The organism is Maribacter sp. IgM3_T14_3 (genome assembly GCF_049603095.1).
In the GTDB taxonomy this organism is placed as follows: Bacteria; Bacteroidota; Bacteroidia; order Flavobacteriales; family Flavobacteriaceae; genus Maribacter.
The window spans coordinates 365806-383593 of the sequence record NZ_CP187138.1 but is presented as its reverse complement, the minus strand read 5'-3'; the positions used below and the strand labels follow the sequence as shown (position 1 = coordinate 383593).

The window sequence follows — 17788 nt, the reverse complement described above, 5'->3', positions numbered from 1 at the left end:
AGCCATTCTTATTTAAGATAGTTTTATGCTTAATAGCACTAAATCACCACAATAAAAAGACGGTACTTACATTATGTTTAATTATTAGGCTAGTAATACCCACTTCATGCGATTTAAATATTTCTTTGCAATTTTATTTTTTGCTACTAGTGCTACTCAAGCACAATTGAGCGATTTGGCTAGGTTAGATTTTACATTTATACCTAACAAAGGCTCAGATGTTGAATATACACGGTCAAGATTTCTTATAAATTACCCGGTTAAGCTTAAGAAAGAAGGTGAATACCTACTCTTAGGAATAGATTATAGTAATATACATCTACGTTTTAAAAGAGATGAGCTACCGTTCGATAGAAATTTATTGAACGATTTCAAATTATTGGATTTTACCATTGGGTATACGAAACCGCTAAAAAATGGTTGGCGCTTAGGTGTTCGTTTTCAACCAGGAATCAGTACTAACCTTACTGCTAAAAGTTTAAATGCCAATGATTTAGTTTTTTCAGGAGATGTTGTATTTATAAAAAATTTTGAAACTGATATAGATAAGCCATCTCGTTTAATTGTTGGATTATCTTATTCTCAAAATAGAGGATATGTTTTCCCGTTACCTTTTATAAGTTATTATAAAAAATTCAGTCCAGATTGGTCTTATAATATTGGTATTCCAAGAACCAATTTACAATATCACTTATCAGAAAATCACCGTTTTAAATTATTTGGTCAATTAGACGGTTTTACATCTAACATACAAAATGGAGCATTGGTTAATGGTACCGATACTGCTGAAATTATAAATATGTCTTTGATTAATGGTGGTTTACAATACGAGTATCACTTTACAGACCATTTACAATTAGATGTACGTGCAGCCTATAATTTCAGCTTAAATAACAAGCTTAAAGACGGTAGTAACAACACATTGTTTACTATAGATAATGATTCTAGAAGTTATTTTAGAGCAGTGCTCAGGTTCAAGATATAATTAACTAATACAAATTAAAAACGCCAAAATATTAGATTTCGGCGTTTTCGATTTACAATAGCATAAGGGCATTATCCAATTACCGATTTTTCAGTAATAAATGGTTGATTGTAATGTCTTTGACCGGTTGCTTTGTAAAGTGCATTTGCCAAAGCTCCGATTATAGGCGGCAATGAAGGCTCTCCTAACCCAGTTGGGTCTATACCATTGTCCACAAAAAAGCTTTCAATTTCTTTCGGTGCTTCTTTATGTCGTATTAAGCGATAGGTATCAAAATTCTTATGTTGAGGTTTACCATCTTCAAAAGTCATTTCACTGTAGGTAGCATGACCGATGCCATCAATGATTCCTCCTTCAATTTGGTTTTTAGCTGCCATAGGGTTAATTACGATTCCGCAATCTACGGCACACCATACTTTAGTGACCTTTGGTGATTTTGTATCGGTAGATAGGTCTAAAACTTGCGCCACATAAGAGTTATGGCAGTAATATGCCGAAACACCTCTTGCGGTTCCGTTTTTCTGACTCCCGTCCCAACCCGCTTTTTCTCTCACTAATTTAAGAACACCTGCATAACGAACAGGGTCGTAGTCATTGCTTTCTGGTTCACCAACTGGGTTTTTAATAACTCTGTCAAATAACTCCAATCTAAATTCAATTGGGTCTTTACCAGCAGCTTCGGCAACTTCATCTAAAAAAGCTTGTTCTGCACCGGCAACAAAGTTAGAACGTGGTGCACGCCATGCTCCTGTAGTAACATTAGTTTCTAAACTGAACTTTTCAGCCATATAGTTATCAACGGCACCTGCCGGAAATCTATTTTCAAAAAGTAAATCATCATTAGATCCAGCACCTTTAACGTGCCATGCAATTAGAGTACCATCTTTATCAAGACCAGCTTTATATTTCACTTTATATGTTGGGCGGTACGTACCTTGGGTCATATCATCTTCACGAGTATACACCAATTTTATAGGTGCTTGCATGTGTTGAGAAATCACTGCGGCTTCCACACCGAAAGTTCCATACAGTCGACGGCCAAACCCACCACCCATACGGCTCATTTTAATATCAATTTTTTCAACAGGCATGCCTAATCGAGATGCCAGTGTCTTTTCTAAAAACTCAGGAGTTTGTATTGGTCCGTTGAATAAAGCTCTTTCTGCAGTAACATCTGCGTAGAAGTTCATCGGTTCCATCGTATTATGCGCTAAAAAAGGAGCACTATAAGTACGTTCTATAATTTTATCTGCTTTTTTGAATGCACTAGCTACATTACCATCGTTACGTGCTGGTTGTTTAGAAGAAGTATTCAATAATTTAGCCAATGCTTCATCATGTCCTTTGGTACTTTCTAAAGACGAAGATTCTTCCCATTCTACATTCAATGCCTTTTTAGCCTGCATACATTGCCAAGTAGATTCGCCAACAATGGCAACAAGTTTATCTATACCACCAGCATCAGACCATTGTTTTTCCGTATCATCTTTATAAACATCAATAGGGAAAACATCTTTAATACCTGGCATGGATTTAACGGCATCGGCATTCATCGATTTATACGTCATACCAAACGCAGGTGGGTGCACGATCATGGCGATCATCATACCTTCTTCTTGAATATCAATACCGAATAAAGGCTTTCCGGTTATAATATTTGGACCGTCTACATTTCTTCTATCCGTTCCAATAATATCAAAATCATTTGTTTCTTTAAGTTTCACCTCTTCAGGTACAGGCATCGTTGCTGCTTTTGAAGCCATATCGCCAAATCCGGCTGAGTTATTTGATGCGGCGTGACTTATAACACCGGCATCAACCGTAATTTCAGATGCATCAACCTGCCAAGCATCTGCAGCTGCGGCAACTAACATGTGTCTAGCAGTAGCACCTGCCATTCTTAATCCAGACCAACCAACTCGAATAGATTGACTACCACCTGCCAGTTGTCTTTGAAAAATATCGGTATTTAGAGGAGCTTGTTCAACGATTACATTTTTCCAATCTACACCAAGTTCATCTGCCACGATCATGGGCATAGAGGTCTTTACATTCTGTCCTATTTCTGGGTTAGGTGACATAATAGTTACCATACCGTTATCGCCAATTTTAAGAAAACTATTAATATCGAACCATTCTTTTGGTATGTTACTAACTTGCTCAGGGGTTGGTTTACATGATGCTAACCAACTGAATCCTAAAATCATACCGCCACCGGCAAGCGAACCGCTTTTTAAGAAAGAACGTCTGTTATATGTTGTTTTAATAAGTGTCATTTGTATTTTTTTTGAAGGTTAAAATCCCAAAATTGTGGGCTTATAATTACGCGTTAGATATACTCGAAGCATTTTTAATTGCTTTCTTAATTCGCGTATAAGTACCACAACGACAGATATTACCGTTCATAGCATCTTCAATTTCAGTATCAGTAGGATTAGGATTTCGTTTTAAAAATGCACTAGCATTCATAATTTGACCTGCCTGGCAATATCCACATTGGTATACATCTTCTTCTAACCAAGCCTTTTGAACCGGATGATCTCCGTTTTCAGAAAGTCCCTCAATAGTTGTTATTGATTGTTCACCAACCGCAGAAACTGGTAGTTGGCAAGAACGTACTGCATTATCGCCCAAGTGAACGGTACATGCTCCACATTGTGCAATACCACAACCAAATTTTGTGCCTACCAAATTTAAATGATCTCGTAATACCCAAAGCATTGGTGTAGTGGGATCTACATCTACTTCTTGAGTTTTTCCATTAACTTTTAAACTGAAATTTGCCATTCGTTTTTCCTATTTGTTTGAGTCCCATGAAATTAGGTATTTTTTTGGATAAATGAATGTGATTTAAGAACAAATAATCTTAAAGTTTTATTTGATTACTAAAAGGTGTTGCGATATAAAATTTGTTTTAAATAAGAACAATCGTCCGCCTGAAAAGTTTTTTGTATGCAAGTAAAAAATGTCGTTTTCGATTTTCTTTTTTGACTTAAAACCGAAAGAGTTATTTAATTATTGAATAGTGATATTTAAACATTATCTATCCAAGTATTTTTATCGTAGTGAACAATCCATGCTTTCTTTTTGGATATTAATCGATTGAATATGATTACTCAAAATATAGCACATACAATTTCAGAATCTATAGTTGATACCGTTGGTAACACACCTTTGGTAAAACTGAACAATATTAATAGGCAATCAAATTTCAATTTATTCGGAAAGTTAGAAGCCGCAAACCCTGCCGGAAGTATTAAGGATCGAACTTCTCTTTTTATTTTACAACAAGCACTCGCAGATGGTAGAATTAAAAAAGGAGATACGGTCATAGAATCTAGCTCTGGTAATATGGCTGTAGGATTGGCTCAGGCATGTTTATACTATGGCCTTAAGTTGATAGTTGTGGTAGATCCTAAATTAAATTCGCACACCGAAAAAATTTTAAATACATATGGAGCTCGTATTGAAAAAGTTATTAAGCCGAAAGATGATGGTGGATTTCTTGCAGCGAGGTTAGAGCGTGTTCAACATTTATTGAAGAGTATACCAAATAGTTTTTGGTCGAACCAATATGGCAATCAAGATAACCCATTAACGCATCATCATACCATGTCGGAAATGATGGATTCTTTAGAAGGAAAATTGGATTATCTATTTGTGGCAACCAGTACCTGCGGAACATTAATGGGTTGTGCCGATTATATTTATGAAAACAATCTTGACACTAAAATTATCGCTGTAGATGCTGTAGGTAGCGTTCTTTTCGGTGGTCCGCCATTGAAAAGATTAATTCCTGGTCATGGGGCTGGTGTACCGTCACAATTTTTAGATACCAATAGAATTCACGACCATATATATGTTGATGATGTCGACTGTGCTAGAGGATGTTGGTCATTATTAGAAAACGAATCTATTTTATGTGGTGGTTCTTCTGGCGGTATGATTAGTGCAGTAAAAAAATATAGTAAGCATATAGAGGAAGGTAGTAATTGTGCTCTATTCTTATGTGATCGCGGTGAACGTTATTTAGACACTATTTACAATAAAGAATGGTTGTTGCAAGAATTACCGGAAAGTAGAAACGCTTTTACTCCGTTAGGAGGATGGCAGGTAGCTTAATCTATGAATGATAACAAAAAATATAAGATAGGTATTATAGGTTTCGGACCTAAAGGGTTTTACGGTTTTGAAAGATTGATAGCTTACTTGATGGAAGCTAAAATTTCAAAAATGATAGAAGTTCATATTTTTAACAACACAGCTTTTTTGGCATCTGGCGATGTATACAGAACAGATCAGCCAGAGTATTTAATTATGAACTATGCCAATCGTAATATCAATAGTTGGGTATTAAAACAGCCTTTTTCAAATGCTAGTTCTACACCCGACTTTGTAACATGGTTGACGGCAAAGGGTCACACCAATGCGGCTCCGGGGAAATATGCGCCTAGAGCTTTAGTAGGTAGCTATTTGGCAGATTGTTATCAATTGGTATTAGAACAATTACCAACGAATGTAAAGGTGTTTACCCATATTGGTAAGGTTACCGATATGATAAAACAAAACGAAAATTATCAAGTATTTTATACGGATAGAGAAAGCGGGGAGCAAGATGTTGTTGCTTGTAACAATGCTTTATTTACCACCGGTCACCATTCCTTTAAAGCTCATAAACCTGAAAGCGAAATTTCAGATACTAAGATTGATTTTATTTATCCGACGAATGAAAAATTAAGTCCGGTTACACCTCAATCACTTGTTGCTATAAAAGGATTCGGTCTAACCGCAATAGATGCAATTTTAGCTTTAACAGAGGGTAGAGGAGGTACATTTAAAAAGAATGATAAAGGAATTTTAAAATATATCCCGTCAGAAAAAGAGCCTTATAAAATATATCCCTTTTCAAGAACGGGTTTGCCTATGGTACCTAGAAATAGTTCACCAACTTCAGAAACAACCCTTCAATTCTTTACAGAAGAAGCCGTTCAAAACTTGAAAGCGAATACACCTATAAGTTTTAATAGCTCCCTTTTACCATTGATACAAAAGGAGTTTTACTATGCATTTTATAGTATTTTGTTCAAAAACCAAGGACATCAATTTTACTATGATGATGACTTTACGGTGATGCAAAATCAGGTTCAATATTTTCACGAAGATTACCCTGAGAGTCCGGTTTTTAATTGGGAAACTATTGTTAATCCGTTTAAAGACGAGCCTATTTTATCCACAGTAGTACTACAAGTTTACGTCGAGTTTTTAATTGATGAAGCAAAATTGGGTGAAGATAAAAGTCCGTTTATGGCAGCAGTCGCTACATGGCGAAAAATTAGTCCTATTTACAATGAACTCTATAGTTTTGGAGGCTTAGATGCAGAATCGCACAAGGAATTCGATGCCTATTATTTCGGACTCTTCAATAGATTGTCTTACGGACCACCAGTTAAGAATATGCAAAAAATGTTGGCGTTGTGCAAAGCGGGAATTTTAGATTTTTCGTATGCAAAATCAGCAAGTATTCCGCAAAATAACGAGAACGATAATTTTACTTTACAGGTTGAAAACGGGCAAGCAACTGAAGTCAACTATTTGATAAATGCCACTATAGCAAGAGCAAAGGAAGGTGGTTTTAAAAACGAACTATATCAAAACTTAAAGAAAAACGGAATCATACGTGAGTTCGAGAATATGAACTATATACCAGGTTGTTTAGAAATAAATGACAAGGGAAATCCGGTTTCAGAAACAGGAATCGTGAATAACGATATTACTTTTTATGGTACACCAACAGAAGGTATTACCTGCGATAATGACACCTTATCAAGAACTAGAAATGATTTTGCCACAGACTGGGCAAAAGAAACGTGCACTGCAATTTTAAAAAGAGATGGAAGAACAGAAACTTATACTAGAACAGAAAATGTACTATAAAGGAAAACCTAAGAATGAATTAACACCGATTACCTCGAATTGGATGCATGAACTTTTCAATGATCAATCAGTGGTAAGAGGTTTAGTTGAACGTTATGGTTCGCCAATAAACATACATCATTTGCCATCTTTCAATCAAAATTGCGAAAGCTACAAGCAGGTTTTTGAATCGTACGGATTAAAATATAGAATCTTTTACGCTAGAAAAGCGAATAAATCTAAAGGTTTGGTAAAGCAGGCATTTGCGTCGGGTATAGGTGTAGATACAGCAAGTTTTAAAGAATTGGAACAATCTTTATCATTAGGCGGAAATAGTGAAAACTTAGTATTGACAGCGGCTATAAAAACCGAGGCACAAATTGAATTGGCAATACAAACGGGAGTACCTATAATTTTAGATAATGAAGATGAGTGTAGGTTAACCCAAGCTGTAGCTACAAGAATAGGCAAAAAAGCAAGCGTAGGTTTTCGCATAAGTGGGTTTACGGTCAATGATGAAAAACTATACAGTCGATTTGGTTTTGATGTAGATGAAGTAGTTGATTTTATTGGTTCTTATGTAGGCGAGGATAAAACGTTCGATTTATTGGAAGTAACGGGACTTCATTTTCATTTAGATAGTTATTCTACCCATCAGCGAAGTGTAAGTTTAATAGCTAGTATCAATATAATTTCGACTTTAAAAGAAAAAGAATATCCGGTTTCATTCATTGATATAGGTGGTGGAATCTTAATGAACTATTTAGAGGATGAAAAAGAATGGACGAGTTTCAATAAGAATTTAAAAGAAGGGGTTTTAAGTCAGCATAATGACATTACTTTCAATGATAATGGATTAGGTTTTAGATTAGAAGATGGTGAATTGAGAGGGAAACTGAATACCTATCCGTATTTCAATAAAATAAATAAAGGTAGTTTTATTAGAGAAGTGCTAGAATATATGGATGATGCATCCGGATTGTCAGTTGCTTCGTTATTGCTTCAAAATGAGATTGAAATCCGCATTGAACCAGGTCGATCTTTATTGGACCAAGTAGGTATGACGGTTGCGAAAGTCATCCACCGAAAAAAAGATGCCAAAAATCAATGGTTGGTTGGCTTAGAAATGAATATGAGTCAGATGATGAGTTCTAGCGCAGATTTTCTATTAGATCCATATATGCTTTATGCTAAAGAAGTAAAGGAAGATGAATCTGTTGATGTATTTTTTACTGGAGCTTATTGTTTAGAAAGAGATGTGTTGTTAAAACGAAAAATCACCCTACCAAGGTTACCAGAAATAGGGGAGTATGTAGCTTTTGTAAATACAGCAGGTTATATGATGCACTTTTTTGAAACCGAAGCACATCTTTTTGAACTATCGACGAATTTAATCTTTACGGGTTCTAACGAAAAGCTGTCATTTTTTCAATTTATTGATGATAAAAAGATAGTGGTAGAATAAATCGAAATAGCATTTCGAAATGCATCAATAACTGTATTTTTTAAGGTAATGGAGATTTAGACTATTGGGTAAATTGTATAAAAACAATATATCATGAAAATACAAGCATATTTAGCCTTCAACGGTAACTGTCAAGAAGCTTTAAACTTTTACGCAAATCTGTTCAACGCAGAAATAAAAAACAAACAAACGTACGAGGATAAGAAAATTGATGTTCCGTCCTCATTCCGTCAAAAATTACAACACGCAGAGTTAAAAGGTAAGGGCGTACACTTTATGGCATACGATGCCTCACCCGATACGCCATTGAACAATGGTAACCAGATTAACATGAGTGTTGATACAAATGATTTGGATGAAGGAAAACAACTATTCAAAGATTTATCGAGTGGGGGACAAGTACATCACGAGTTTAGAGAACGAGAATGGGGACATTTTGGTAGATGCACAGATCGCTTCGGAATCGGGTGGATGGTAAACGTAGATAAGTAAACCATTTACAAATAAGCCTTTAAGGTAATTATAAAAACTAAGTAAGAATTATCGAGATGAACCAAAAATAGAGGTTTGTCTCGATTGTTATATAAAAAGAAAATTATGGATATTATTTATGAATATGACGGCGTAACCGCTAGTCAAAGATTAGAGAATTTTGCAGAAGAGAAGTTGAATAAGCTTCATAAGAAGTTTGATGATATTATTAGAGCAGACGTATTTTTGAAACAAGAAAATACATCATCCGTCGAAACAGGCATGATTTGTAACATACGTTTGAGTCTACCAGGACCGCGAATTTTTGCAGAAGCTAGTAATCAAAATTTCGAAGAATCTGTTGTTGAGTCAGTTAGTGAATTAGAACGTCAGCTTAAAAAACGGAAAGACAAACTAAAAACGTATTAAAGAGCACAAAAAAATCCCTTGCAATTGCAAGGGATTTTTGTTTAGTGAGAGATTAGATTATCTGTAATTTTCTAGAATTTCAGTAGTCTCCAAATCATTTTGTAAACGTTCTTTTTGTGCTCTTATGATTTCTTTTAAGCGGTGTGGCATCATAACTTCTGCTAGTGCATTATCATAATCACTAATGGCCGCTTTATCACCTCTTACAGCTTCTTCTAACATTGCTTCGTCATTATCTTCTGCGAAAAATGCTTTTACATCCATCCAAGTTCTATGTAATGTACCAGCTGCACTACCTTCAATTTGCACATTTCCTAAATCTAGTTCTGGTACCGATGCTCTAATTTCTTTTAAAAATTGCATGCGGTCAATAACTTTTGTCTCGAAATAATTTTTAATTCCTACTTCTTTAGAATTTTCTGATGCTTTTTCAAATCCTTTAATGGCATCTTCATTTTTACTTACCAAATCTTTTAAATGGTCTTCAATTTTTGCTATATCAGTATTCATATTTTAAATTTTATAAGGCTGTAACTCCTTTGATTAAATAAATTTTCTATTACCAAGATACAGGCATTACACGAGTAAGCTTAGCTATAAAAAATAGTTGTTTTGCTCTATTCAATAATTTGTAAATTACCGTAAACACTAGCCTTTATCGAAGTTTTAAGTGCATATTTTCAACGGATAGAGTTAAGGGTAGTAGTGGCTAACAAGTACTTTAGACCCGGACAATAAAAATAAAATTATGGGATTATCACCACTATTCGGAGTAGCGAAATTGTTAGTAAGAAGTAGAAAATTAAAAATGGCAGCTGTAGGCCTACAATTGGCATATTTAGGTTACACCTATATATCTGATAAGAGAAAAAATAAACAGGTTTCGAAATAAGACATATATTTTCGTATTTAATTGATAATAAGAGATTTACGTATATTTTTCGATGGTTTAGTTTATCAAATTTTAAAAAACCTATGAATTTTTATTAATAATCAATTGGATGAGTTGCAAGACCTTTGGAGTATTAATCCCCAAAATCTAGTAACATGAACAATTCAATTAAAATGAGCCTTTTGTTTGCTTGTATGGCAACCATGGGTTACGGCCAAGATTTGGCCTACAATGACAGCGGTGCCAGTTTTCAACAAAGAAAGGTTACCGAAGTATCTAACCGCGCAGAAAATTATAACAAGTTAAAAACACTTGGTTTTACCGATGCAGAAATCTTTGAAGATTTAGGTAACGCCAATTTCCTGACCAAAAAATATGCAAATGCATTATACTGGTATGGTAGACTAATGGAAATTTCTGCTGATGGGACTTTAAAAAGAAGCTATCAGAAAAGATTTGACCATGCCGTTTCTCAATTAGGTAAAGAAGTTCAGAATGAATTAGCAGATGAAAACTGGACAGAGTTGGTAAAAGATGATTATAAAATGACTCGCGCAGTTGTGCCATCTCGCCTTACCTCTAATAATAGAAGAAATTTTTTGCCTTGGGATAATCAAGAGACAACTAAAGAGTTTGCTTCAAACAATGCAGCTCCGGTTAAAACTACTGGTGAATACGCTCCGCCAGTAGCCCTAACAAATGGTGGTAATACTGCTTACTACAGCAAAATAACATACCAAAAACCTACAACCGGTATGTTCTCAAAAAAGAGAGAAATACACAAAATTTACAAAGCCGATAAAGTTGGCGGTGAATGGAAAAAAATTACCGAAGTGGCTGTATGCCCTGGTGATTACTCTGCTAAGCATCCGGCGATTTCACCAGACGGTAGTCGTTTGTTCTTCGCATCTAATATGCCAGGTACTTTTGGCGAGTTTGATATATACGTAGCAACAATTCAAAAAAACGGAATGTTGGGTCAGGCGAAAAACTTGGGTTCAAAAGTAAATACAGCGAAGAATGACGTTCTCCCTAATCCTGTTTCAAATGGTAGTTTGGTATTCGCATCAGACGGTAGAGAAGGTTATGGTGGCTTAGATGTATATATGGTAGAAGTTGGTCAGCGTAGTGTTGGTCTAGCTGTAAACATGGGTAACACTATCAATAGTTCTTATGACGAGTACTCAGTAAATCTTTTGCAAAGCGATGGTTCTGGTTATGTAGTGTCTAATAGAATGGCACAAGGCAAGCATACTCAAAATGTAGCTTTCAATTTAAGTGATAAGCCTATAAATGATAAAGATAGAGATGATCGCTTCTTAGAAGCCTTTAACTCAGATAGACGAACGCAATATTCAAGTTCTGTATTCGAAGATGAATAACCACCCATTATTCATTTCCCCCAATTCATTTGACAAATTCAATTTTAATCGTAAAAATCAATCGTTATGGAAAGTCCGTATAAAATCAATAGTTTTCTTATTGCTTTATTCTTATTGGCTCTTGTCCAAACAGTAAAAGGTCAAGAAACCAATGCAAACTTAGGATCAAGTAGTACATACCACAACCAATTATTCTTCAACAGGTTTTTTATAAACCCAACGTTCTCTTTGGTACGTGAGAATAAATCATATTTAAACATTTTACATAGAAATCAATATGCAACCTTCGATGATAATAGCCAAAACTATTTTCTAGGGTTTAGCAACAAATTAAATGACCATACTGCAGTAGGTATTGGTGTTTACAGCCAATGGTCTGGTGTTGTGCAAGAATTCGGTTTCAATGCCAACTACGCATCGGCAGTACGATTAGGAGAGAAATCTGTTTTAACCTTTGGTACGAACGTAACTTATTTTAATCAAGGTTTAGATAAAAATAGAATTGTCGTTGGTGAAGAAGACCCCCAATTGGCAGATGCAAGAAAAGAAAGTAAAATTGCCATACAACCAGGTATGAACTTGTCATTAGGTAAGTTCGATTTCGGATTCTATGCAGAAGACCTTTTTAAATACAATCAAACAACGAACGAATTTTTAACCGAATTGTCTACAAAGAGTGTAAAGGCTTCGGTACAATATACACACTCATTTGAACATTCAAGAGGACTTTTTACAGATGCTCGTTTAATGCCAATGGCGCAAGTGGGTCAGAACTACGATGGTAGCCTGTATTACTTTGGGTCGTTATTATTAGACATGCCAAATTATGGTTGGTTACAAACAACGGTAGATGAAGAGTATGGAGTAGCGGCAGGTGTTGGTTTTAACTTAAGTGATAAAATGTCTTTAGGGTATTTAATGGAGAAAGATTTATCTAGTGAAGATGCCAATTTAGGATGGAATCATGAAATCACTTTAGCATATAAATTTAAAGATGATGATTTGGCGATATCAGTTGCAGATAATTCATCAGACAATCAAATAGATAACATAGTGCGTAATTACGAAGAGCAGATAGCTCATTTAATCGAAGAAAGAGATAGCGCTAGAAAATCGGGTCGTAAGAGACAAGATGCAAATTCTAGTTCAGCTTCAGCAGTTTCAGAAAGTAGTTTAGCCTATGAGAACAAAATTATTTTAGATGAGTTGATTTTACGTCAAGACTCAATAGAAATTGAACGTATCGCAGCATTTGAAGAACGATTTGAATTGATTGTTAGAATGTTACGTAATGATATTGATACGACGATCAAGAGCTCTTTACAAGACTTTAGTGTAGAAGAAAATACCTCTTATGCGTCAAGTGATATAAATAGTGATGCTATTGACTTTGTAACAGAACCTGCAGATGCTTTTGCTGCCGCAACTACAACAGCAACAGTGGCAACCACAACTTCTTCAAGAAGAGCCAATTTTAAAGAATTTCCGTCTACAAGAGATAATTTTAAAGAGTTACCGGTGAAAATGATGGTAGATGCTAATGTTATCGATATGAAATCTGGTTACTATGTAATTGCAAATGTATACAGCCAAACAAAGTATATGAATGCATTTATGAAAGATTTACGTGAGAAAGGATTAGATCCTAAACAATTTTACAACAAAGAAAACGGTCTGTATTATGTGTACTTAGCAGATTACGATTATAAGAACGATGCACAAATGGCAGCAAGTACAGATTTAAATGGAAAATACAATCAAGAGAAATGGATCATGCAAGTAAGCGAAACAACGGCTACTGCATCTAATACTTTTGAAGATGATGATATAAGTAGAGAGTAATATTTTAAAATCTATAAACCGTTACGGTTATATGGTTGATTTGAATTGTCAATAAAAGGAGGGGTTGTTGTCCGGGGGGATAACTGGGTCCCCTCCTTTATTTTATTATTTTTAGAAGGTTCTTCTGGGTTTAACTTAAGGTTTACTATCGATGAGTAACCTTTTTATGTTGTTAAATGGTGCATTTGAACGAAAATTCTTATGTTTTCAACGGGTATATTGTATTAATATATATATTTCAATCATCAATAAGATTCAAACCCAATTGTATAACCCCAAATCCCCCCACAAACATGAAAGAATTTATCCTACTAAATTCCGGTTTTAAAACACATTTTTTTCTTCACAAGATTTCTATCATTTTAGAACTCCGAAATCTCATTAATCCAAAGTTTGGCAAACGCCTCAGTTTTCAGAATTGACTCACAAGCGGTAATCCGTTTTTTGATTTAATTTTTACTAAACAATTACGATGACAATCTAAATATTTTGATTGTTCTTCCGGGCATCCTTTGTCATTATATATGTAAAAGTGAACGTATAGCATACACTATGAGTTCATAATACATATCTATTGTTTAGTTATTCAATCCTTGTAAAAGTTGATTGAAATTACTCAAAACTAACTGTAGTTATTGTTCTTTTTTAGAATGATACCTTCAAAAACAATGGAGATTATGAAAAATTCAAGCACTAGAATAATAGTATTAGAAAAAGATACCTCATTACATTCAGTTTATAAAAATCACTTCTTAGAAATGGAAGGTTACGAAGTCGTCGGCAGCTATACATCTGCCAAAGACGCCATCAAAGATTACAAGTTTACCAAGCCTCATATTGTACTTTCAGAAATTGAATTGGATGATATGAATGGGGTAGATGCCATTAAACTTTTCAAGAAAAAAGACTGGGAAGTAAAAATCATCATGTTCAGTCAAATCAATGATTTTGACATTATTAAAAATGCATTCAAGAAAGGAGCAAACGGTTATTTGACAAAACCATTGACCTTAGATAAATTGGAACATGCATTGCGTAGTATAGAAACAGAAGGTGCCGCTATGAGCAATGATATCGTAAAGAAAATCATTAGCAATTTTCATAGAAAGACTTTTGCGTTTTTCTCAGAAAGAGAGAACCAAATTGTCGACTTTTTATGTCAAGGGGCAACCTATAAAATGATTGCTAAAAAGTTGTTTGTAACGCCTAGTGCAGTAAATTTTCATATTCAGAATATCTATTTAAAGTTAGATGTAAACTCAAAATCAGAGGCACTTTCAAAGTTGGAACAATTACAAAATCAGCTAGAACAGTATTAAAAAGCGAATTCTTATGTATTGATATTAAGGGTAGTACGAAAACCCTTTCGAAAATAAATCATTTTCAATTAGGTTTTTATTAATCTGTTTATCAATACTTTATGAAAATATTTTTTACACTTTCCGATTTTGTGAAAATCTATTTACGATAATATTTCGTGACGCAAATATCGAATGGTCGGTATAGTAACTATTTTTGGTTTAACTTATTACAGCAAACCAATTTATACTATTTATGTACCATTTAGGATTAGATATCGGAAGTTCATCTATTAAGATTGCTTTGGTAAATGCTTCAACAGGAAAAAGTGTTGGAGTGGTTACAGAGCCAGAGACAGAAATGTCTATGGAAGCTGTAAAAAATGGCTGGGCAGAACAAAGTCCAGAAGATTGGTGGCGCTACGTTTGTAGCGGTATCGAGAAATTATGTGTACAAGAAAATATTAGTAAATCTGATATTTCAGGTATCGGAATATCATATCAAATGCACGGTCTAGTGCTTATTGATAAAGAAGGTAATTCTCTAAGAAAATCTATAATTTGGTGCGATAGTAGGGCAGTGGGCATTGGTCAACAAGCCTATGAAGAAATTGGTGCTGAAATCTGTGATACCCATCTTTTAAATTCACCTTCAAACTTTACGGCTTCTAAATTAAAATGGGTCAAAGAAAATGAGCCAGAAACTTACGCGCAGATATATAAAATGATGCTTCCGGGAGATTATATCGCTTACAAGTTATCTGGAGTAGTAAATACGACCGTATCTGGTCTATCAGAAGGTATTTTTTGGGATTTCAAGAAAGATGCAATTGCTGATTTGGTATTAGATCATTACGGATTAGATAAAGAAATGATTCCGGATATCGTAGATACTTTTTCAGTACAATCTAAAGTAAATCATAAAGGAGCAACTGAAAGCGGACTTTCCATAGATACTCCAATTTTATACAGAGCAGGCGATCAGCCAAATAATGCTTTGACTTTGAATGTTTTTAATCCCGGTGAAGTTGCTGCTACCGGTGGTACTTCTGGTGTGGTATATGCCGTTACAGATAATCTTTCGGTAAAAGAAAGCTCTCGCGTAAACAACTTTGCACATGTAAATTATTCCCCCGGTAAACCAGCCAGAATTGGGAAACTTCTTTGTATAAATGGAGCGGGTATTCAATACCGTTGGTTGTTAAATAACCTAGATGTTGCATCGTATGAAGAGATGAATACGTTAGCAGATGAGGTGCCGATTGGATCAGATGGAGTCGCAATGATTCCGTTTGGTAACGGTGCCGAAAGAATGTTGAAAAGCAAAGATGTCGGAACAAGAATTCTCAACTTAAATTTAAACAATCATGGTAAAGGTCATTTGTGTCGTTCTGCATTAGAAGGCATTGCTTTTTCGTTTGTCTACGGAATGGAAATCATGGAATCTGACGGTATAAAAGTGAATGTCATGCGTGCAGGCAACGACAATCTCTTTCGTTCAGAAATATTTTCGAATACCGTCGCAACCTTAATAGGGTATGACATTGAAATTTATGATACTACTGGGGCAATTGGCGCGGCAAGAGCAGCGAATCTTCACAAAGGCGATTTTGAAGCATTCGGTAAAGCAATTTTAGATAATGATTACGTAATGACATTTAGTCCGAAGAAAGATAAAAAACCATACCAAGATGCTTATGCAGTTTGGAAAAATGAATTGGAATTAATATTGAACAACTTATAAAATCAACATAATGGCAAACAAGGAATATTTTAAAGGAATAGACAAAATTAAATTTGAAGGAAAGGAATCTGACAATCCGTTAGCCTTTAAATATTACAATCCGGATCAAGTAGTGGCTGGTAAAACCATGCGTGATCACTTTAAGTTTTCTACGGCATATTGGCACACCTTCTGTGGTCAAGGTTCAGATCCATTTGGTCCCGGTACACAGAGTTTTGAATGGGATAAATCTTCAGATGCCATACAAGCAGCAAAAGACAAGGCAGATGCTGCTTTTGAATTTTTTGATAAAATAGGATTTGATTACTACTGTTTTCATGATTTCGATTTAATTCAAGAAGGGTCAACATTTGCAGAATCTGAAAAGAGATTGGCAACGATAACTGACTACTTAAAAGAGAAGCAAAAAGAATCTGGTAAGAAATTACTTTGGGGTACGGCTAACTGTTTCTCAAACCCAAGATACATGAACGGGGCATCTACCAATCCTGATTTTAATGTATTGGCAAGAGCAGGTGGTCAAATTAAATTGGCTTTAGATGCAACAATTGCTTTAGGTGGCGAGAATTATGTATTCTGGGGCGGTAGAGAAGGTTATATGTCTTTATTAAATACAGATTTAGGTCGTGAGATTGACCACATGGGTCAGTTTTTGACTATGGCAAGAGATTATGCTCGTAGTCAAGGATTTAAAGGAAACTTTTTCATAGAGCCAAAACCAATGGAACCAATGAAGCACCAGTACGATTTTGATAGTGCTACTGCAATAGGTTTCTTAAAAGAATATGGTTTAGAGAACGATTTTAAAATGAACATCGAGGTGAACCATGCAACATTGGCGCAGCATACTTTTCAGCATGAAATTGCTGTAGCTGCAAAAGCTGGTATGTTAGGTAGTTTAGATGCCAATAGAGGTGATTACCAAAATGGATGGGATACCGATCAATTCCCAAATAACATTCAAGAAACTACTGAGGCAATGCTGGTATTCTTAGCTGCTGGTGGATTACAAGGTGGTGGAGTAAATTTTGATGCCAAAATAAGAAGAAATAGTACGGACTTAGAAGACGTATTCCATGCACATATTGGTGGTGCAGATACCTTTGCAAGGGCTTTGATCACTGCAGATAAAATTATTGAATCATCGTCTTATAATAAGTTACGTGAAAACAGATATAGTTCTTTTGACTCAGGTAAAGGAAAAGATTTTGAAAACGGCAAGTTAGATATGAAAGATCTTTACAATATCGCTAAAGAAAATGGTGAGTTGGAATTGCAGAGTGGTAAGCAAGAATTGTTTGAGAATATCATCAATCAATACATATAAATAATATAGCTAATCAAAAACCTATATTTTTTGACTTAGG

Annotated in this window: 15 protein-coding genes; 12 read left to right on the top strand and 3 right to left on the bottom strand. The window is 35.0% G+C overall.

Annotation, left to right across the window (positions count from 1 at the left end):
- The first annotated feature begins 106 nt into the window (after window positions 1–106).
- Complete coding sequence (locus tag ACPF9A_RS01790; RefSeq protein ID WP_424001111.1) at window positions 107–985, top strand: DUF6268 family outer membrane beta-barrel protein; 879 nt, start codon at window positions 107–109, stop codon at window positions 983–985.
- Window positions 986–1056: 71 nt separating this feature from the next.
- Here ACPF9A_RS01790 and ACPF9A_RS01785 read toward each other — a convergent pair whose 3' ends face one another.
- Window positions 1057–3261: a molybdopterin cofactor-binding domain-containing protein gene (locus ACPF9A_RS01785; RefSeq protein ID WP_424001109.1), complete on the bottom strand. Its 2205-nt coding sequence runs from the start codon at window positions 3259–3261 to the stop codon at window positions 1057–1059.
- Between the two features lie 46 nt (window positions 3262–3307).
- Window positions 3308–3772 carry a (2Fe-2S)-binding protein gene (locus tag ACPF9A_RS01780; protein ID WP_424001107.1) on the bottom strand — a complete coding sequence of 155 codons (465 nt, stop codon included), beginning with the start codon at window positions 3770–3772 and terminating at the stop codon, window positions 3308–3310.
- A 321-nt stretch (window positions 3773–4093) separates the two neighbouring features.
- Here ACPF9A_RS01780 and sbnA point away from each other — a divergent pair, with 321 nt between their 5' ends.
- The 5 genes from sbnA (at window position 4094) to hpf (ending at window position 9263) form a co-directional block, all read left to right on the top strand.
- Window positions 4094–5107, top strand: a complete 1014-nt coding sequence (gene sbnA / locus ACPF9A_RS01775; protein WP_424001105.1) for a 2,3-diaminopropionate biosynthesis protein SbnA — start codon at window positions 4094–4096, stop codon at window positions 5105–5107.
- Between the two features lie 3 nt (window positions 5108–5110).
- On the top strand, window positions 5111–6919 hold the full coding sequence (locus tag ACPF9A_RS01770) for an FAD/NAD(P)-binding protein (protein WP_424001103.1): 1809 nt from the start codon (window positions 5111–5113) through the stop codon (window positions 6917–6919).
- A complete protein-coding gene (locus tag ACPF9A_RS01765; RefSeq protein WP_424001101.1) occupies window positions 6876–8363 on the top strand; it encodes a Y4yA family PLP-dependent enzyme in 1488 nt (495 codons plus the stop codon). The genes ACPF9A_RS01770 and ACPF9A_RS01765 overlap by 44 nt, the downstream gene beginning before the upstream one ends.
- A gap of 93 nt (window positions 8364–8456) precedes the next feature.
- Entirely contained in the window at window positions 8457–8855 is a 399-nt protein-coding gene (locus tag ACPF9A_RS01760) for a VOC family protein (RefSeq protein ID WP_424001099.1), read from the top strand.
- A gap of 75 nt (window positions 8856–8930) precedes the next feature.
- The gene (gene hpf, locus ACPF9A_RS01755) at window positions 8931–9263 is read left to right on the top strand and encodes a ribosome hibernation-promoting factor, HPF/YfiA family (RefSeq protein WP_424001097.1); all 333 of its coding nucleotides are present in this window, start codon (window positions 8931–8933) and stop codon (window positions 9261–9263) included.
- 57 nt (window positions 9264–9320) lie between these two features.
- Here hpf and ACPF9A_RS01750 read toward each other — a convergent pair whose 3' ends face one another.
- On the bottom strand, window positions 9321–9773 hold the full coding sequence (locus ACPF9A_RS01750; RefSeq protein WP_424001094.1) for a ferritin-like domain-containing protein: 453 nt from the start codon (window positions 9771–9773) through the stop codon (window positions 9321–9323).
- Between the two features lie 238 nt (window positions 9774–10011).
- On the opposite strand from ACPF9A_RS01750, the gene ACPF9A_RS01745 reads away from it, so the two are divergent.
- The 6 genes from ACPF9A_RS01745 (at window position 10012) to xylA (ending at window position 17748) form a co-directional block, all read left to right on the top strand.
- Complete coding sequence (locus ACPF9A_RS01745; protein WP_424001092.1) at window positions 10012–10155, top strand: hypothetical protein; 144 nt, start codon at window positions 10012–10014, stop codon at window positions 10153–10155.
- A 155-nt stretch (window positions 10156–10310) separates the two neighbouring features.
- Window positions 10311–11537, top strand: a complete 1227-nt coding sequence (locus tag ACPF9A_RS01740) for a TolB family protein (RefSeq protein ID WP_424001090.1) — start codon at window positions 10311–10313, stop codon at window positions 11535–11537.
- Window positions 11538–11603: 66 nt separating this feature from the next.
- Window positions 11604–13379 (top strand): PorP/SprF family type IX secretion system membrane protein, encoded by a 1776-nt coding sequence (locus ACPF9A_RS01735; protein WP_424001088.1) that lies wholly within the window; start codon window positions 11604–11606, stop codon window positions 13377–13379.
- A 677-nt stretch (window positions 13380–14056) separates the two neighbouring features.
- A complete protein-coding gene (locus ACPF9A_RS01730; protein ID WP_424001086.1) occupies window positions 14057–14698 on the top strand; it encodes a response regulator transcription factor in 642 nt (213 codons plus the stop codon).
- 235 nt (window positions 14699–14933) lie between these two features.
- Window positions 14934–16421 (top strand): xylulokinase, encoded by a 1488-nt coding sequence (locus ACPF9A_RS01725; RefSeq protein ID WP_424001083.1) that lies wholly within the window; start codon window positions 14934–14936, stop codon window positions 16419–16421.
- Between the two features lie 10 nt (window positions 16422–16431).
- Window positions 16432–17748 carry a xylose isomerase gene (xylA, locus tag ACPF9A_RS01720; protein WP_424001082.1) on the top strand — a complete coding sequence of 439 codons (1317 nt, stop codon included), beginning with the start codon at window positions 16432–16434 and terminating at the stop codon, window positions 17746–17748.
- The last annotated feature ends 40 nt before the right edge of the window (window positions 17749–17788 follow it).

What these genes read in the sequence shown, in the direction of transcription:
- ACPF9A_RS01740 (WP_424001090.1), top strand. Translation starts at nt 10,311, where the DNA reads ATGAACAATTCAATTAAAATGAGCCTTTTGTTTGCTTGTATGGCAACC.
- ACPF9A_RS01730 (WP_424001086.1), top strand. Translation starts at nt 14,057, where the DNA reads ATGAAAAATTCAAGCACTAGAATAATAGTATTAGAAAAAGATACCTCA.
- ACPF9A_RS01770 (WP_424001103.1), top strand. Translation starts at nt 5,111, where the DNA reads ATGAATGATAACAAAAAATATAAGATAGGTATTATAGGTTTCGGACCT.
- ACPF9A_RS01780 (WP_424001107.1), bottom strand. Translation starts at nt 3,772, where the DNA reads ATGGCAAATTTCAGTTTAAAAGTTAATGGAAAAACTCAAGAAGTAGAT.
- ACPF9A_RS01745 (WP_424001092.1), top strand. Translation starts at nt 10,012, where the DNA reads ATGGGATTATCACCACTATTCGGAGTAGCGAAATTGTTAGTAAGAAGT.
- sbnA (WP_424001105.1), top strand. Translation starts at nt 4,094, where the DNA reads ATGATTACTCAAAATATAGCACATACAATTTCAGAATCTATAGTTGAT.
- ACPF9A_RS01750 (WP_424001094.1), bottom strand. Translation starts at nt 9,773, where the DNA reads ATGAATACTGATATAGCAAAAATTGAAGACCATTTAAAAGATTTGGTA.
- ACPF9A_RS01790 (WP_424001111.1), top strand. Translation starts at nt 107, where the DNA reads ATGCGATTTAAATATTTCTTTGCAATTTTATTTTTTGCTACTAGTGCT.
- ACPF9A_RS01760 (WP_424001099.1), top strand. Translation starts at nt 8,457, where the DNA reads ATGAAAATACAAGCATATTTAGCCTTCAACGGTAACTGTCAAGAAGCT.
- ACPF9A_RS01785 (WP_424001109.1), bottom strand. Translation starts at nt 3,261, where the DNA reads ATGACACTTATTAAAACAACATATAACAGACGTTCTTTCTTAAAAAGC.
- xylA (WP_424001082.1), top strand. Translation starts at nt 16,432, where the DNA reads ATGGCAAACAAGGAATATTTTAAAGGAATAGACAAAATTAAATTTGAA.
- ACPF9A_RS01725 (WP_424001083.1), top strand. Translation starts at nt 14,934, where the DNA reads ATGTACCATTTAGGATTAGATATCGGAAGTTCATCTATTAAGATTGCT.
- ACPF9A_RS01735 (WP_424001088.1), top strand. Translation starts at nt 11,604, where the DNA reads ATGGAAAGTCCGTATAAAATCAATAGTTTTCTTATTGCTTTATTCTTA.
- ACPF9A_RS01765 (WP_424001101.1), top strand. Translation starts at nt 6,876, where the DNA reads ATGGAAGAACAGAAACTTATACTAGAACAGAAAATGTACTATAAAGGA.